Source organism: Psychrobacter sp., assembly GCF_036731945.1.
Classification (GTDB): domain Bacteria; phylum Pseudomonadota; class Gammaproteobacteria; order Pseudomonadales; family Moraxellaceae; genus Psychrobacter.
Genome location: NZ_DAINDI010000001.1, coordinates 27,390 through 43,653 on the forward strand (window position 1 = coordinate 27,390; position 16,264 = coordinate 43,653).

Here is a 16,264-nt window from a genome sequence, read left to right on the forward strand (position 1 = left end):
CATCTAAAATCAAAATTGGTGCGTCTTTTAATAACGCACGCGCAATCGAGATACGCTGACGTTGACCACCTGACAGCTGCAAGCCTTCAGCGCCAATCTCACTTTGATAGCCATTTGGCATTTTCATAATAAAATCATGGGCAAAAGCATCTTTTGCAGCGCGCTCGACCTCAGCTTGGCTTTTATCCGCTAGGCTGCCATAGGCAATATTATTAAACACCGTGGTATTAAAAAGCACCACTTGCTGATTGACCATCGCAATCTGCGCGCGCAAGCTTTCAAGCTTGATATCGTCAATTGGCATACCGTCAAGGGTGATTTGCCCCGAGGACGTATTTAAAGTACGCGTGAGTAAGTTGACTAAAGAGGATTTACCGGCGCCGCTACGCCCGACCAGTGCTATCGTCTCGCCTGCACGCACATCCAAAGTAAAATCACGCAGCGCCACCGTTGAATCAGGATAAACCAAGCTGACATTATCGAACTGAATGTCACCTGCTAAAGTCGGGCTAAGTATGCCTGTGTCTTGTTCTTCTGGCTCATCCAACAAAGTAAAGATTGACTCACCGGCGGCAAGCCCTTTTTGCAATTTTTGATTGATATCAGTGAGTGAGCGCACCGGCTTACTTAATAATCCTGCGGCAGCAATATAGGAGATAAACTCACCCGCTGAAATATTATCTATCACCGCAGGACGCAGCGCCAGCCATACAACGACCGCCATCGCCATCGCCATCAATAACTGCACCGCTGGGGTATTAATGCTATTGGTCACAACGACCTTCATGCCTTGGCGCAGGTTTTTCTTCGACGTTGTATCAAAACGCTTGGCTTCATACGCTTGTCCGCCATAGTTTTTCACCACCTGATAGCCGCCGATGACCTCATTGGTGATGTGGCTGACACTACCCATGGTTTCTTGAATACCTTTAGACAGCTTTAGATAACGCTTTGAAGCCACGCGTATCAGCCATAAAATCGGTGGTAGCACCACAAATAAAATCAAAGTTAAACGCCAGTTGCTATAAAGCAAAAAACCTATCAAAGCCACCACGGTCAAACCATCGCGTAACAAGGTTTTCATCGAATCGGTACTGGCGGCAGTCACTTGTTCAACATCAAAAATGAGCTTAGATGAAATAGTCCCTGCTGGATTTGCCAGATAGAACGAGCTTGGCAAACGCAAAAGCTTATTGAATACTTGAACGCGTAACTCATAAACAAGATTGCGCGATACCAAAGCCGTATAGTAATTACCCAAAAAACTGCCCACGCCGCGGACAAAAAACAGCACCACAATAATAAACGGAAATAAATCCTGTTTGCTTTGATCGTTTTGATTGATGGCATCAGTGATATATTGCAATAACTTGGCAATCCAAATCTCTGTCGCCGCATTAATCGCAAAGCCTATTATAACCAAAATTAACGCCCACCAATAAGGTTTAAGGTAGCTTAACAGACGTAATAAAGTCCTATGCCTGGGCATATTTGATGGCGCTGCTGAAAACTTCTTAGCAGAATTTTTTTTAGAGTCAGGTTGATAAGCTTGGCTCATAAAAGCCTCAATTTAGGTATAAAAAGAAATGACACAAATGCAGCAGTGGCAAGTGAACATAAAATACAGCAGTAAAAGCCTCAAGGGTCATGATAGTGGCGTTTGATGTTTTTACTGTAGCAATACAGCAAACGCCCTAAAATCTATTGCGGCGCAGATTCTGGTAAAGGCTGCCCAAGTGGCACAACCGTACTGATATTGAGATTTAAAAAACCCAGTTTACCAGCGATATCCATGACCCGTACCACAGATTGATGGGTGGCGTTTGCGTCAGCAGCAATGACAAATAGCATATCACGATTGCTTCCCGCTTCTTGCTGAAGCATGTTAGTCAGCTCGGCCTCATCGCTACTCGCAAGGGTGATGCCATTAACAAGATAACTGCCATCTTCTTGCACAGCGACTTCAATACTATTTTTCTCTTCTGTTGATGCCACCCCTTCCGCTTCCGGAAGAATAATATTTAAGCGGCTAAAGTGATTAAACGAGGTGGCAAGCAGTAAAAATACGATTAAAAATAACAAGCAATCAATCATCGGTGTCAGATTGATTTCAAGTGGCTCAACGGTCGGTTTTCTAAAACGCATATCGCTCTCTTTAATGGGCTGCAATGTACAGATTCAACGAATAGGTGATGTTACACAATTAAGTTGCTGTAGCGGTTGTCTCTAAATCTGAGGTATCAAGTGAAAGCTCATAACCCTTAGTTTTAGTTGTTTCCGACCCATTAGCAGGTAGAGACATGGTAGATGCATGCGTATTATCTAGCAATTGATAATCATACAATTCTTGAATCATCAGTCCCGCTTGCGTCTCAAACTGCGCATTGATATCGATAATACGGCGCTGAAAATAACGATATGCAACCAGAGCCGGAATAGCCACAATCATACCAGCAGCAGTGGTAATCAATGCTTGTGACACGCCAGCAGCCAGCATCGTTGGGTCTTGCATCGCGCCATCCGTAATCGCTAAAAATGACGAGATAATACCTAATACCGTACCTAGCAACCCAAGCAGCGGCGCAATCGCCCCAATAGTACCGAGCATATTGATATTTTTTTCTAACTGATGCACTTGCACACTGGCGCGGTTTTGCATATGCATTGTCATTGAGTCGAGGCCGTATTGACGATACAGCAGGCCAGTTGCCAGAATATCACCCAAAGGGGTTTTTTCTTTAACATTCATCAGCTGCGTACGACCGATGTCGCCGTTTTCACGCAGGCGAGTTATCAGCTGTTCGCGCAATCTATTAGGTACAATTTTATTAAATTGCAACGTATGGCTACGCTCGATAATAATTACTAACGCCAATATTGAGCACACCACGATAGGTGTCATCAGCCAACCACCTGCTTTTACCAGCTCCCACATACGCACTCTCTTCTATGTTTTTGTTAATTATTAAAAGACGGTTTTACATTTGAATAACCAGTTCAGGGGTATAAAAAGCTCTAAGCCTGCGCTTCTATATGCTTGATCAAAGCCGCTAGCTGATCATGATTGTGGAAAAATATCTCAACACTACCCTGCCCATCTTTTTTATGTTTGAGCTTTACTTCTGCGCCTAACATATCAGTTAAACGCTGGGTTAAGCGCTCAACATCGCGAGACTGTACTTGCTCGGTGCGATTGGCTTTTGGTGCAGGTTGCAAGATTGACTTAACCAATTTCTCAGCCTCGCGCACCGTCATGCCGGCATCAATGATTTTTTGCGCAATGATAGGTTGCTGTTCTGATGATAGCGCCAACAGGGTACGCGCATGTCCCATATCTAACGCACTGGTTGCCAAATGATCTTTAACTGTATCGTGCAGCTGATTCAAGCGCAAAAGGTTTGATACCGTCGTACGCGCTTTGCCAACGACTTCGGCAATCATGGCGTGACTCATACCAAACTCGGTATGAAAGCGCTGCAGAGCAGCTGCCTGCTCAATCACCGATAAATCTTCGCGCTGAATATTTTCAATCAAGGCTAATGCTATGGCCAATTCATCAGATAGTGCACGTTCAATGGCTGGTATAACCGATTTACCCGCCATTTTTGCCGCACGCCAGCGGCGCTCACCAGCGATAATTTCGTGCGTCACCAAGGCTTCGCTTTTATCTTCATTCGCCAGTAATGGACGAATAACAATCGGCTGCATAACGCCATGCTGCTCAATAGAAGAAGCCAATTCTGCCAGCGCCGTTTCGCTCATATCACGGCGCGGCTGATACTTACCTGCTCGCAGACGTGTCACATCGATTTGCACCAAGCTGATTTGGTCTTCAGAAGCGCTATTTTCTGTGGCGTTCGCGCGAGCTTTATTGGCAGGAGCTTTTTTTATCGTCCGCGCTTTACGATTATTATTGTCAGTGGTTTGTTCAGCCACTGGTAAGGCAGAAGGCTTGTTAACAGCCGCAGCTGTGCTATCTTCTTGCTCAATAGGTTGTGGTATTTTGGTTGACTCAGTATGCTCACGCACTACCGTGTCATCTTGTAAGGCAGAGGCGGCAATTTGCTTTTCTTTTTTGATTGACCCTAATAAGGCATCTAAACCTCGATTGGCAGCCAACCCTCTTTTCTTTGCCATGATTACCTATCCTCTAACGCTAAAATAAAAAGCCAAATATTGCTTAATACCGGCTTACTGATACATATAATTTGCTGTTCTTTTATTAACTTGCAACATGAACTTATAATGATGCGCTCTGCTTTATCACCTCAGCCGCCAGTTTTTGATAGGCGCGCGCACCTTTTGACCATCTCTCGTAAGCAATAACTGGCAAGCCATGTGCGGGCGCTTCAGCCAAACGAATATTCCTTGGAATATGAGTTTTATACATAATATCACCAAAGTGCGCCTCTAACTCAGCAGAGACATCACGCGCCAAGGTATTGCGCGCATCGAACAAGGTTCTGACCACACCGCGAATATAGAGCTTAGGATTAAGTTCAGTGAGACGCTCAATCGTCTGCGACAAATCCGCCAAACCTTCTAGGGCATAATATTCACACTGCATGGGAATAATAACGCTATCGGTGGCAACCAACGCATTAATCGTCAGCAAGTTTAAGCTTGGTGCACAGTCGATAATCACATAATCGTAAGCAGATTTATTGGTCGCGATTTGATCGTTGGCCAACTGCGCCATTGCCGTTTTAAAGAGCTCATGACTATTGGTTTTGCTCATTAAAGTAATGTCCATCCCCGCCAAATCACGATTGGCGCCGATGACATCAAACCCAGCTGGACTACTCACAATCGCCTCAGACAATGCAACACCATCGAGTAGCACATCAGCGATGGTCAAGTCCAAGGCGTTCTTATCGACACCCGTGCCACTGGTTGCATTGCCCTGTGGGTCTAAGTCAATCAGTAGTACATGCTTGCGCTTGGCCGCTAAGCTGGCGGTCAAATTTACTGCCGTCGTGGTTTTACCCACGCCGCCTTTTTGATTCGCAATCGCTATGATTTCCATACACTCACTCAATTTAATTAGAATCTGTTACTGATTTTTACTACAGTATTTTTGCCGCTCATGCTTATTATATTACTCAAATACCTGACGTTTACCTATAAGTCTATTTAAACACCAGCGTACACATCATTTATGATCATAGAACAATTGTTGCCTCGCATAGCGTGACGTGCTCATAGCTTAGACATTTTTATAAGATAATTCAATTAAATGACGACTATCTTGTAAACGTGGTACTTTTAATGCAATCGTCCTTATCTGCCAAGCGTCATTTAACGCCTGTAGCTCTTCATTGCTTGGCGCTTTGCCTTTCATCGCGCATAAATAGCCATCTTCTGCCAAGCGCGGCTGAGCCACTTCGACAAAATCAATCAGACTGGCAAAGGCTCTTGAGGTGACCACCTCGTAACTGGCTTCATGCGCCTCAATACGCGAGGCGATTGGGTGCATATTGCTCAGACCAAGCTCGCTGCTGATTTGCTTAATAAAGCGAATCTTTTTCTGGTTGCTATCGAGGGCGGTACATTGGCGCTCAGGCTGACAGATAGCAATAATCACCGCTGGCAAGCCCGCCCCCGTACCAATATCAAGCAGCGACCCTGACGGTAAATGCGTTATAATAGCCAAACAATCGATGATATGTTTGATAAGCGCCTCGACTGGATCGGTAATCGCGGTCAGATTATACGCCTTATTCCACAATAAAAGCTGGTCTAAATACAATAATAGCGTGCGCTGTTGCTGCGCGCTTAACGTCAGACCCAACTCATCTATTGCTTGCGCGAGAATAGTTGCCAGTGTGGGTAATTGCGCACCGAGCTTGACAAAACCTGTCGGGTCAATATGACTGTTACCCGTGCTAGCAGACGATGAAGAGGTTTTAGTAGAATCTGACATACGGGTTATCCAGTTTTGACATGTGAACCGTCTATTTTATCATGCGCTCTGCCCCTTGAATAGTTGCAGATTGCGCCAATGTACGCCATCTTATACTATCTACGCCTATGTCGAGGGCTTATCTTGTTGAATAATTAGCAAGTCATCGTAATAAAATCTCTATTATTGCAGCCTAATAAGCTGAAACTTTCACTTTACTATGATACAAAACTGCGCTGAATGTCTTGTCTAAAACGCACCGATATCTTGTAAGATGTTCTTATTTACTCTCATAAATGTAAGCATGATTAAAAATACATTCCTAAACTTAAAGCGCAAACAGCAAAAAATCAATAACCATTCCACCCTTTTAAAACGACTTACTATATAACTATGACCGAACCGCAAAACACTCCTATAAATCAAGATTCAAAAGACAGCAAATCTATGGCAACACCTGTTAAAAATTCAGCAGTAACAAAAGCATCTAAGCCAGACAATACAAAGCCGACAGCAATAAAAGCGAACGAGACTGATGAGCAAGAGCGCACCTTAGATACGCCTAGTACGCCTCATCCAGTATTTATCGAGGTGAATGAACGCTGCCTTATTAGTGCTGAGCAGCTTAAGCGTTATACCAATCCTGATGAGCTACCGAGCGATACCCGCACTGCCCCTGATTTAGATATCGGCTTTGGGCAACAGCGCGCTCTTAAAGCCTTGCAGACGGCGCTGGATATTCATGCGAGTGGCTATCATGTGTTTGCCGCGGGCGAAAATGGTTTAGGCAAACGCACAGTGATCAGTCGCTTACTACAACGCATTGCCGCTGATGCACCGACGCCTGATGACTGGGTTTATGTGCACAATTTTACTGACCCGCGTACACCGCAAGCACTGCGCCTACCTGCCGGACAAGGGCAGATATTGCAGCAGCAGATTAATCAATTATGGCAGCAAGCAAAAAAACGACTTAGCCAACGTTTTCGTAGCGACCAGTATCAAAGCAAAATCGAAGCGATTAAAAATGACACCCATCAAAAAGAAAGTCAGGCTTACGATGACCTAAATACCGAAGGTAAGCAGTACGACTTAGCACTGACGTTTCGCGCATTTGATAATAAAGCAGTATTTGTCCATCCTAGCAAGTTATCTACCGAAGAAAACCATCAGAGCACTGACCATTCAAAAATTTCTAGTAGCCAAAAAAATCAAACAACCGTAGAAAAGACTGCGCACTCTACTAAAAATAATCTTGATGATGATAATGCTAACAGCGAGTATGGCAACGAATACGGCAAAAGCGAATATGAAGCTGAGCTGAACAATTTTGCCCAAAAGAACCATATGCAAAAGCGCCTAAGTCAGCTGACCATCGCCTTAGAGCAATTAGAAGACGAAGCCAATGATGCCATTGAAGCACTGCATCGCAATATTGCACGTCGTGCGCTACAACCTTTATTTGCGCCTATTTATGAGCAATTTGCTGCTCATCCCTTGGTTGTCGAGTATCTAAAAACCGTATTTGCCGATATGGTCACTCATGTCGAGCGCATCGTTAACGGTGATGATGAGGAGTTTGTGACGGCCGTTCTTGCCACAACGCCGAGTCGCTATGCGGTCAACCTCATTGTCAGTCACGCGCCAGATAATGGCGCCCCGGTCATCTTTGAAGATTTGCCGACGCATTTAAACCTATTGGGTCATGTCGAGCAAATCACCCAATTGGGCACAGTGACCACCGATGTCAGTATGATTCGAGCAGGCGCCCTGCACCGTGCCAATGGCGGCTATTTGTTATTAGAAGCCAGTCATCTGCTTGAGCATCCTTACGCCTGGCAAGGCCTTAAACGCGCCCTGCAATCTCGCAAAATCAGACTATCTAGCCTTGAGCAGATGCTAACCTTGACAGGCAGTTTGTCGCTTGCACCCGCACCGATTGACCTTGATATTAAAGTGATTTTGCTTGGCGAAGCGGATTTATATTACGAATTACTCGAGCTGGAGCCGGAGTTTGATGCGGTATTTAAAGTACGTGCCGATTTTCATGATGATGTGACACGTAGCCCTGAACATGAATTGGCATTGGTGGCAAAAATGGCAGACATCATTGATTATGCCAACCTTTATCCGTTTGATAGTAGCGCCCAAGCTGCCTTACTTGAGCATTTAAGCTTACAAGCCGAAGACCAAGACCGCTTGAGTTTGCATAGTGATTTATTGATCAAGCTGTTGCATGAATCCAACCGCCATGCGCGTTTGAGCGGTAAAAATATCGTTAGCGCCATGCACGTGACCCACGCTATTGACGATATGGACGAGCGCTCAGGATACTTGCGCGATCTTTATTGGGATGAGTTAAAAAATGGCCAGCAGCTGATTCAGACCCAAGGTGATGCGGTCGGACAAGTCAATGCGCTCACCGTCGTCAGCTATGCCGATAGCGAATTTGGTATGCCTGCGCGTCTGACTGCCGTTATTCAACCAAATATTGGCGCTGGCGAAATACTTGATATCGAGCGCGATGTCGATTTGGGCGGCAGCTTACACGCCAAAGGTATGTTGATTATGACCAGCTATTTGCGCGCCTTATTTAGTCAGCATCATGCGCTCAACTTTAGCGCCTCGCTCGCTTTTGAGCAAAGTTACGCTCATATCGATGGTGATAGTGCCACGGTCAGTGAAGGCTGCGCGCTGCTTTCCGCTTTAGCAAACGTCCCGATCAATCAATCTTTTGCAATTACCGGCTCAATGAATCAGTTAGGCGAAGTCCAAGCAGTTGGCGGTATCAATTCTAAAATTGCGGGTTTCTTTGACGCTTGCCGCGAGCAAGAGCTGACCGGACAACAAGGCGTGGTCATTCCGATGGCCAACATCAAACAATTAATGCTGCGTGACGACATCATTGCCGCCGTTCAAGCTGGCCAGTTTCACATTTATGGCGTGCAGACGCTTAGTGAAGCCTTGACCTTAATGACGGGTCTGCCTGTCGACACCATGAATAAAAAAGGTCGCTACCGTAAAGACACTCTATTTGGTAAAGTGTTAAGTCGTTTGATGCTTTGGGATGAAAATCAAAACGCTGATGACGAAGTCGATGATAAAAAATCGAAGAAAAAGGACAAAAAAAAGCGTAAGGCCAAACGTCAAAAAAAACAAGATAAGCAAAAAAAAGCCAAGAAAGAACAAGATGACTGCTGCGCAAATACAGCAGAGCAACTCTAGACGCTGATATGCTTTTCTGCGATGATGAGTTTTTTGGGCTTTGCTGTTTTAATAAGCTGTATTCATAAATAATACCCTTATAAAAATTAAACTCGTGACTGAATAAAGGTTATCTTTAATGACTGTACATTCTACTGACGCCGATGGTCTTCAATCGCAAGCAGCTAATGCTAAGCAAGCAACTGCGCTAGTGACTAAAGAAGTAACGAAAGAATTAGCTGCGCAAAATGAAGAAGTTGTAACAGAGAATAAAGCGTCTGAGGAAGCAGCAGATAATCGCCATGGTGCCGCAACGACGGCTCGGCAATGGCAAGTATTGTCGCAGTTGCAGCGCAATCGTTGGGTAGGTACCACCCATGTCTACGAGCAGCTTAAATTGGCAGGTTTTGATATCAGTTTACGCACCGTGCAACGCGATTTAAATGCCCTTGCCAAACGCTTTCCTATCGAAAAAAACAATGCCAATCCGCAAGGCTGGCGCTGGAAAGATGATGCGCCGCTACAAAGTCTGCCGCATATGAATTTATCGCAAGCGGTTGCCTTTAATATGGTCGAAGCCAATCTAAGTCAGCTGCTACCGCCAGTTATTTTAGATGAGCTATTCCCTTGGTTTGATTTGGCACGCCGTCAACTTAAAAATAGTAAAGTCACCCATTCATGGATTGATAGGGTGCGTATCGAGCCTGCCTCGCAGCCTTTGATTGCGCCGCATATTGATCTAGAAAGTAAAGACAATATTTATCATGCGTTGTTTTATCAACTGCAAATAAAAGCCAGTTATACCCGCAGCGATAAATCACAAGCCAGCGAATACATTCTAAATCCCATTGCCATCATCCAGCGTGGGGTGATTATTTATCTATTGGCAACGCGTACCGATGACCCAGAAGTGATTATTCGTACCTTTGCTTTGCATCGCTTTGCCAGCGTTGAGATACTAGAAAGCGCGGCTCAAACCCCTGATAATTTCCACCTCGATAACTATCTAGATGCAGGCGGCATGGGCTTTAGCCATCCTTTATTTAGTCAGCTACCCGATCATGGCAAACATACCGCCGTTGAGCTACAATTTACCAAACAAGCGGGAAAAAGCTTAACGGAAAGCAAGCTGAGTGACGACCAAACTGTAATCATCAATAGTGATGAAACCTTAACCATACGCGCAACCGCCAACTTAACCTCGCAGCTGGTGTGGTGGTTACGTGGTTTTGGTAGCGGTCTATTAGACGCCAAACCCGCCCTCCTATATCAAGCGGTTTTAGACAAACCCATCAATGATGCATAGCGACAATAAAAAGGTGGCTAATGATTATAATTATTAACGATGATAAAAATTTAACCGCTGTATCCAATACGCCAACGTTTATCTCAATTAAAAACCTAATACAAAATTAAAAAACCAAAAGGAATATTATGTCAGCCACTACCCCATCACCGTTACTTTCAGACAGTTTAAGAGGGCTGGGTTTAGACACGGGGACATTATTTTTTGCGCTCAATTATGAATTTACCAAGATTGAGCAAAAAGGCTTATTTAAAAACTTAAAAAAACGCTTTAAGAAAAATGAAGGCGCGATTGATATCGATTTGGCCTGTGTATTGTATAACGACAACTGCACCATCAGCGATATCGTTTGGTTTAAGCAGTTACGGGATAAGGCAGAATCCGTCAAACATCAAGGCGATAGTCTCAACGGCAAAGACCGCGGCGAGCAAGCGATGTATCTTGCGCCCCTTGACCAAGAGCAAATCAGAATTTATTTGGATAAAGTACCCGCGCATATCACTCACATTGCCTTAATCGCTAACTCTTACCACGGTCTACCGTTTAGCAGAGTCAAAAAAGGTGAGATTCATTTAAGCGATGATGAAGGCAACCGCGTTTTTGAGGTTAATTTAAAGCAGCTACCACGTGACTGTGTAACGCTTTGGGCGGCACACTTGCAGCGAGAAGTGGACGATTGGCATTTGACTCTGCAAAATCTGCCGCTACCGGCAAAAGATTTAGCAAGCGCCGCGCAAGAAGTGGCGCATGAATTGGCACGCGCTCTACCGATTACGCCAGCTATGTATAACTGATGCATAACTAATATCGGATTGATTTTTAGCTATCAATTAAAAAACCTATCGATTAAAGAAGGCAAAACGCTGTTGAGATTTCACGTTTTGCCTTTTTTATTTTTGTCCAAAATTTTTAACTATTCGCTTTATTCTAACGGCTCACCGCAATGCGGACAAAAATTCTTTTGCCGCACTTCCTTTTCTCGGCGCTCAAGCTCTTTTTCACGCAATACTTGTAGCACTATCTCTTGCGCTTGCTCCTTATCCAATCCAAGCTCGCGACGAATCTTTTCAATCATCATCTGATTTTGTACCAAATCAAAATTACTATCTACCAGTTGCTCACGAAAATCTTGCTCGAGCTCTTCTCGGCGCTGACTCAGCTCATTTGCCAAACCCGTCGCCAAGATACCCGCTGGCAAAGCCGCAAGACCGACGCCCAGTATGGTGATAAGTGCACCTAATATCTTACCAGCATTGGTGATAGGTGTGACATCGCCGTAACCTACCGTCGTCAGGGTGACCACCGCCCACCACATAGCTTTGGGTATCGACTCAAACTCCTCGGGCTGGGCGTGGTTTTCGACCAAATAAATGCCACTCGACGCCGTCACAATCATAATAATTAAGATAAAAATGACCGCTTGAAACGAACCTTTTTCCTTACTGATAACCACCAATAAAATACGCAATGAGGCAAAATAGCGGGTAAGTTTCAGAATCCGAAATAGGCGCAAAATACGTAAGAAGCGCAAATCGATACTGACAAAGAAATTCAAAAATGCGGGGGCAATGGCAATGATATCAATCAACGCTGATGGACTTTTTAGCCAATCCCAGCGCTGACGCCACGTCGTATTATCAGGTTTGGCTTCAGCGACACTCCATAACCTCAGTAAATACTCGATAGAAAAGATCACGATAGAGAAGTTTTCAAACCACGTAAAATACGCTTGATACGGGTAATACCAGTTGTCAACCGACTCAGCGATAACCGCCGTGACGTTCGCCATAATCAAAAAAATGAGAAAGTAATCGACATAGCGACTAAAGCGCGTGTCATGCTCATCGTTTTGCAAAATGTTATAGACGAAAAGACGCAAGCGCCGAATAGATTGAAATAGCATGCCGTCCCTATGTGGTGTAATACCGGTTTTATATTATTAAAAATCAGGTGGGAGATATCAACAAAAAGGCAGTTGCGCTTGCAGCATCAATGAGGGTTTTTTAAACAATTTATCGAAATTTTTGCTTCAGACGTTATGATTATACAAAATTTATATAATAAATGTAGGTCGCGATTACTAATAGCAGCGCCGTGACAAAAAATATCAAACGTAAAAAACGCTCATCCGCTCGTAATTGATTGCTTAAGTTTTGGGCTGGTAACAAAAACAAGCCACATTTAGGACAACAGGCATCTATTTGGTTTAAAAGCTTAATTGAACGGGCATTTTCGCAGCGCAGCGGAGAGTTACTACAATAACCGAGCATAATATCCAATCTATCCTTCTATCCATGTCATTGTTTAATATTAGGGCGTGTCTTCATTTTAAAAATGGTGATAAGAATGAGATAAATTGCAGTCAAACAAGGAAAATAGCGCCGTTAATATCGGGATATTACCTAGCTATTTGATGAAGTTTGGCAAAATTTAACCATTTTTAGCCCATTTAGATGTCCATCGATTGAATTGAAGACAAGCCCTAATGTTTAAAAACGCAAATGTAGCATAAGACAAGCATTTAAAAATAGAAAGAGTAATTTAACCCATAAAATCCGTCACGACTGTAACATAAAATACAATTAAGCTAACTTCCTGTTTAAAACCTTACTCCTCGTGAGGTTTTTGTACTATAATAGAGAAATAATGTTACGAGTTATATCCTGACTCTAACGTTATCTAATGGTCACTGATGCCATCCCTCATTAGAAACTGACCAATAACATCTATTATGTTGAGGAACTTAACGATGAAACTACAATCCCTAGTTTTAGCTGCTGCAACTGCCCTTACTATGACCACTGCTTTTGCGGTACCTGCTGGTACTTGGTCTATCGCTGCTGGCGCACATTATGTTGACCCTAAAAGCGATAATGGTAACGTCACTATAGGTAGTACAAATTATTCTGTAGATGTTGACGGCGATGTACGTCCAACCATCAGTGGCGAATACTTTATCGCTAATAACGTTGGTGTTGAACTACTAGCAGCTATTCCATTTCATCATGATTTCACTTTGACTGATGCAAATGGTGGTGAAATCACAGGTAGAACTCAACATTTACCACCTACTCTTTCACTACAGTACCACTTCGACGGCTATAACATGCCTATGAATGTAAAGCCATTCGTTGGTGTTGGTGTGAACTATACAACTTTCTTTAAAGAGAAAGCCAATGTTGCAGGTACTGAACTAAAACTTGATGATAGCGTTGGTGTTGCTGGTCATATCGGACTAGATATCCCATTTGCGCCGACTGAGTCTTTCCGTATTGATGCGCGTTATATGGACATCAAAACTGATGCTACGTTGAACGGTACAGATATTGGTGAAATCGATATTAGCCCTTGGGTTTATGGCGTTGCTTTCGTAAAACAGTTCTAATATAGTCCATTGCTATAATATAAGTAAAAGAAGCCAGCTTAATAGCTGGCTTCTTTGTGTTTGTGAATGCCTTTTATTACTTATTAAATAAGAGATATAAAAAAGACCATCCGCAGACAGTCCTTTTAACGATATATCTAATTATAATGAATAAGCAAGCCTATAGCAAAATGCGGCGTGGATCTGCCAGCAAACTTGCGATATAACGGGTAAATACCGCAGCATCAGCGCCATTAATCACCCGATGATCGTAAGACAATGATAACGGCAACATCAAACGCGGCTCGAAAGATTGCTTACTAGCATTCCAACGCGGCTGCATACTGGCTTCTGATACGCCTAATATTCCCACTTGTGGCCAATTTACCAGTGGCGTAAATGCGGTACCACCTAGATTGCCTTGACTAGAGATGGTAAAGCTTGCGCCTTGTAATTCTTTAGCGGTTAACTTCTTATAACGCGCTTTGACCGCAAGCTCGCCTATCTCAATGGCGATTTGCTTTAAGCCTTTATCTTGCACATTTTTGATAACAGGTACAATCAGGCCATCATCCGTCGCGACCGCAATGCCCATATTGACGCTTTTACGTAAGATAATTTGGGTATTATCGTCACTCAAATGACTGTTAAAGCGTGGATGCTGGGTTAATGCATAAGCAGTTGCTTTGACGACAAAAGCTAAAATCGTGAAGCCGATACCTTCCGCTTTCATAGCGCCTTTAAGCTCACCACGTAACTTTTCAGTGTCCGTGATGTCTGACAAATCAAACTGCGTTACTTGCGGCAGCAAAGTATTGTAATTGAGCTGCGGTATCGAGACTTTTTGTAGACGGCTTAAATCTTGTACTTCGCTCTCGCCCCATATCTCAGTATTACTCATGTCAGGTAAGCTTGGCAGGCTTGAGATTGCCATATTACCACTCGCAGGCGCAGTTTTTTGCTTACTCAAGCTGTCTTTTACATGGGCAAACAAATCTTCTTTTAAGATACGATCGTTAAGCGCTGAACCCGTCACTTGAGTAATATCAACGCCTAGCTGACGCGCAAGCTTACGCACGGCAGGACCAGCATAAATATCGACCATTTTTTCGTTGACTTGCGATTCGGTTAGCTTAGCATTTGCAGCGCTAGTATTAGTCGTAGATTTAGCGGCTTGTTTAGGCTCACCAGTCGTTTGCTTGTTGGCTTTTTGGTCTAAATCAGCGCTCTTATCTTCTGCTTCAGCTGGCTTGGACGCTTGCGGCTCAGAAGTATCAGCCTTAGATTCACTAGCTTTATTACTGGCGCTCTCTGAACCTTCACCAATAATCACGATAAAGTCTTGACCATTGGCGACCATATCGCCCGCTTGCACCAATATTTTTTCAACCTTGCCTGCTTCTGGTGCTGGCACTTCGACCGACGCTTTATCAGATTCAATAAGTAGAATTGATTGATCCGCCGTGACCATATCACCGACACTGACCATAATCTCAGACACTTGCGCCTCATCAACGCCTAGGTCTGGCAAAGCATGGGTGGTTGCCTTTCCTGTTTGTTCGCCTGTTTGCTCGTTTGCTTGTTTTGCCGGTTGAGAAGTATTTTCCTCAGGTGTTTTAGTATCTGCTTGCTGATTATCCTGCGCTGCATCTTTTTTGTCGGCAGCAGCGTCTGTTTTGTTTTCTGTATCAGCGCTAGTGCTTTGGCTGTCACTGTCGTTTTCATTGTCAGCATTAGTATCGCTTTCAAGCTCAATGAGCACCATGCCTTCGCTGACTTGATCGCCAACTGCCACGCTAATTTTAGTGACTTTACCGGCAGCCGAGCTTGGTACTTCTACTGAGGCTTTATCAGATTCTAATAAGATAATATTGTCATCTTTTGCAATAACGTCGCCAACTTCGACCATAATCTCACTGACTTCGGCGCTATCAACACCCAAATCGGGGGCTTTAATGTCCATCCGTAATTCTCCTTATATTATTGTTGCCTTGTCTTTGGGCTATTCTTTGACGTCGTCATCATTGAGTAAGGCGGCATCGGCTGGATCTTCTGCGCGGCCTTCGCTGCTTATTTCGTCATCATCTTCACTGACAAACTCTGGCACAGGATTCGGATGTACATTGTCAGGGCCTGGGGCATCTGGGAAATGATCATAATGAGGCTGTTGTTGCCATGCAGGCGGTTGATCCGCTTCGATACCAAAGCTTGAAATCGCATCTTTTACCAGACGCATTTCAACTTCACCTTCATCAGCTAAGCGCTTAAGTGTCGCAACCACGATGTGCGCGGCATCGACATGGAAGAAGCTACGTAACTGCTCACGAGTGTCTGAGCGACCATAGCCATCAGTACCTAAAGTCGTATAAGGACGATTGTCAGGCAACCACGCGCGGATTTGTTCTGGATAATTGCGCATATAATCGGTCGCTGCGACGACTATACCTTCGTGCGGGGCAAGCTGTTCAGTGACCCATGGCACCACTTC

General features: G+C 44.1%; 12 protein-coding genes and 1 pseudogene. 4 read left to right on the top strand and 9 right to left on the bottom strand.

Going from position 1 to position 16,264, the window contains the following annotated elements; genetic code table 11:
• The 6 genes from V7D75_RS00115 to rsmG form a co-directional block, all read right to left on the bottom strand.
• Nucleotides 1-1,489 (bottom strand): ABC transporter transmembrane domain-containing protein (locus V7D75_RS00115; RefSeq protein ID WP_333612951.1); only part of this gene is annotated, 1,489 nt, incomplete at its 3' end.
• A 212-nt stretch (nucleotides 1,490-1,701) separates the two neighbouring features.
• Nucleotides 1,702-2,145, bottom strand: a complete 444-nt coding sequence (locus V7D75_RS00120) for an ExbD/TolR family protein (RefSeq protein WP_333612904.1) — start codon at nucleotides 2,143-2,145, stop codon at nucleotides 1,702-1,704.
• A 58-nt stretch (nucleotides 2,146-2,203) separates the two neighbouring features.
• A complete protein-coding gene (locus V7D75_RS00125; RefSeq protein ID WP_333612905.1) occupies nucleotides 2,204-2,935 on the bottom strand; it encodes a MotA/TolQ/ExbB proton channel family protein in 732 nt (243 codons plus the stop codon).
• Between the two features lie 80 nt (nucleotides 2,936-3,015).
• Nucleotides 3,016-4,137 (bottom strand): ParB/RepB/Spo0J family partition protein, encoded by a 1,122-nt coding sequence (locus V7D75_RS00130; RefSeq protein ID WP_333612906.1) that lies wholly within the window; start codon nucleotides 4,135-4,137, stop codon nucleotides 3,016-3,018.
• 103 nt (nucleotides 4,138-4,240) lie between these two features.
• Nucleotides 4,241-5,026, bottom strand: a complete 786-nt coding sequence (locus V7D75_RS00135; RefSeq protein ID WP_238060173.1) for a ParA family protein — start codon at nucleotides 5,024-5,026, stop codon at nucleotides 4,241-4,243.
• 180 nt (nucleotides 5,027-5,206) lie between these two features.
• Entirely contained in the window at nucleotides 5,207-5,923 is a 717-nt protein-coding gene (gene rsmG, locus V7D75_RS00140) for a 16S rRNA (guanine(527)-N(7))-methyltransferase RsmG (RefSeq protein WP_333612907.1), read from the bottom strand.
• 372 nt (nucleotides 5,924-6,295) lie between these two features.
• On the opposite strand from rsmG, the gene V7D75_RS00145 reads away from it, so the two are divergent.
• The 3 genes from V7D75_RS00145 (at nucleotide 6,296) to V7D75_RS00155 (ending at nucleotide 11,206) form a co-directional block, all read left to right on the top strand.
• Nucleotides 6,296-9,127 (top strand): ATP-binding protein, encoded by a 2,832-nt coding sequence (locus V7D75_RS00145; RefSeq protein ID WP_333612908.1) that lies wholly within the window; start codon nucleotides 6,296-6,298, stop codon nucleotides 9,125-9,127.
• Between the two features lie 118 nt (nucleotides 9,128-9,245).
• A complete protein-coding gene (locus V7D75_RS00150) occupies nucleotides 9,246-10,412 on the top strand; it encodes a helix-turn-helix transcriptional regulator (protein WP_333612909.1) in 1,167 nt (388 codons plus the stop codon).
• A 128-nt stretch (nucleotides 10,413-10,540) separates the two neighbouring features.
• Entirely contained in the window at nucleotides 10,541-11,206 is a 666-nt protein-coding gene (locus V7D75_RS00155) for a TerD family protein (protein ID WP_333612910.1), read from the top strand.
• Nucleotides 11,207-11,334: 128 nt separating this feature from the next.
• On the opposite strand, the gene V7D75_RS00160 is transcribed toward V7D75_RS00155, so the two are convergent.
• On the bottom strand, nucleotides 11,335-12,315 hold the full coding sequence (locus tag V7D75_RS00160) for an ion transporter (protein ID WP_333612911.1): 981 nt from the start codon (nucleotides 12,313-12,315) through the stop codon (nucleotides 11,335-11,337).
• 846 nt (nucleotides 12,316-13,161) lie between these two features.
• On the opposite strand from V7D75_RS00160, the gene V7D75_RS00165 reads away from it, so the two are divergent.
• Nucleotides 13,162-13,797, top strand: a complete 636-nt coding sequence (locus V7D75_RS00165) for an OmpW/AlkL family protein (protein ID WP_200661907.1) — start codon at nucleotides 13,162-13,164, stop codon at nucleotides 13,795-13,797.
• 160 nt (nucleotides 13,798-13,957) lie between these two features.
• Here the strand turns inward: V7D75_RS00165 and V7D75_RS00170 are convergent, their stop codons facing one another.
• Together V7D75_RS00170 and aceE are read right to left on the bottom strand one after the other, a co-directional pair.
• Entirely contained in the window at nucleotides 13,958-15,739 is a 1,782-nt protein-coding gene (locus tag V7D75_RS00170) for a 2-oxo acid dehydrogenase subunit E2 (protein WP_333612912.1), read from the bottom strand.
• A 39-nt stretch (nucleotides 15,740-15,778) separates the two neighbouring features.
• Nucleotides 15,779-16,264: pseudogene (gene aceE, locus V7D75_RS00175) on the bottom strand (pyruvate dehydrogenase (acetyl-transferring), homodimeric type); the annotation flags it as partial.

What these genes read in the sequence shown, in the direction of transcription:
- V7D75_RS00145 (WP_333612908.1), top strand. Translation starts at nt 6,296, where the DNA reads ATGACCGAACCGCAAAACACTCCTATAAATCAAGATTCAAAAGACAGC.
- V7D75_RS00150 (WP_333612909.1), top strand. Translation starts at nt 9,246, where the DNA reads ATGACTGTACATTCTACTGACGCCGATGGTCTTCAATCGCAAGCAGCT.
- V7D75_RS00135 (WP_238060173.1), bottom strand. Translation starts at nt 5,026, where the DNA reads ATGGAAATCATAGCGATTGCGAATCAAAAAGGCGGCGTGGGTAAAACC.
- V7D75_RS00125 (WP_333612905.1), bottom strand. Translation starts at nt 2,935, where the DNA reads ATGTGGGAGCTGGTAAAAGCAGGTGGTTGGCTGATGACACCTATCGTG.
- V7D75_RS00120 (WP_333612904.1), bottom strand. Translation starts at nt 2,145, where the DNA reads ATGCGTTTTAGAAAACCGACCGTTGAGCCACTTGAAATCAATCTGACA.
- V7D75_RS00155 (WP_333612910.1), top strand. Translation starts at nt 10,541, where the DNA reads ATGTCAGCCACTACCCCATCACCGTTACTTTCAGACAGTTTAAGAGGG.
- V7D75_RS00165 (WP_200661907.1), top strand. Translation starts at nt 13,162, where the DNA reads ATGAAACTACAATCCCTAGTTTTAGCTGCTGCAACTGCCCTTACTATG.
- V7D75_RS00170 (WP_333612912.1), bottom strand. Translation starts at nt 15,739, where the DNA reads ATGGACATTAAAGCCCCCGATTTGGGTGTTGATAGCGCCGAAGTCAGT.
- V7D75_RS00160 (WP_333612911.1), bottom strand. Translation starts at nt 12,315, where the DNA reads ATGCTATTTCAATCTATTCGGCGCTTGCGTCTTTTCGTCTATAACATT.
- rsmG (WP_333612907.1), bottom strand. Translation starts at nt 5,923, where the DNA reads ATGTCAGATTCTACTAAAACCTCTTCATCGTCTGCTAGCACGGGTAAC.
- V7D75_RS00130 (WP_333612906.1), bottom strand. Translation starts at nt 4,137, where the DNA reads ATGGCAAAGAAAAGAGGGTTGGCTGCCAATCGAGGTTTAGATGCCTTA.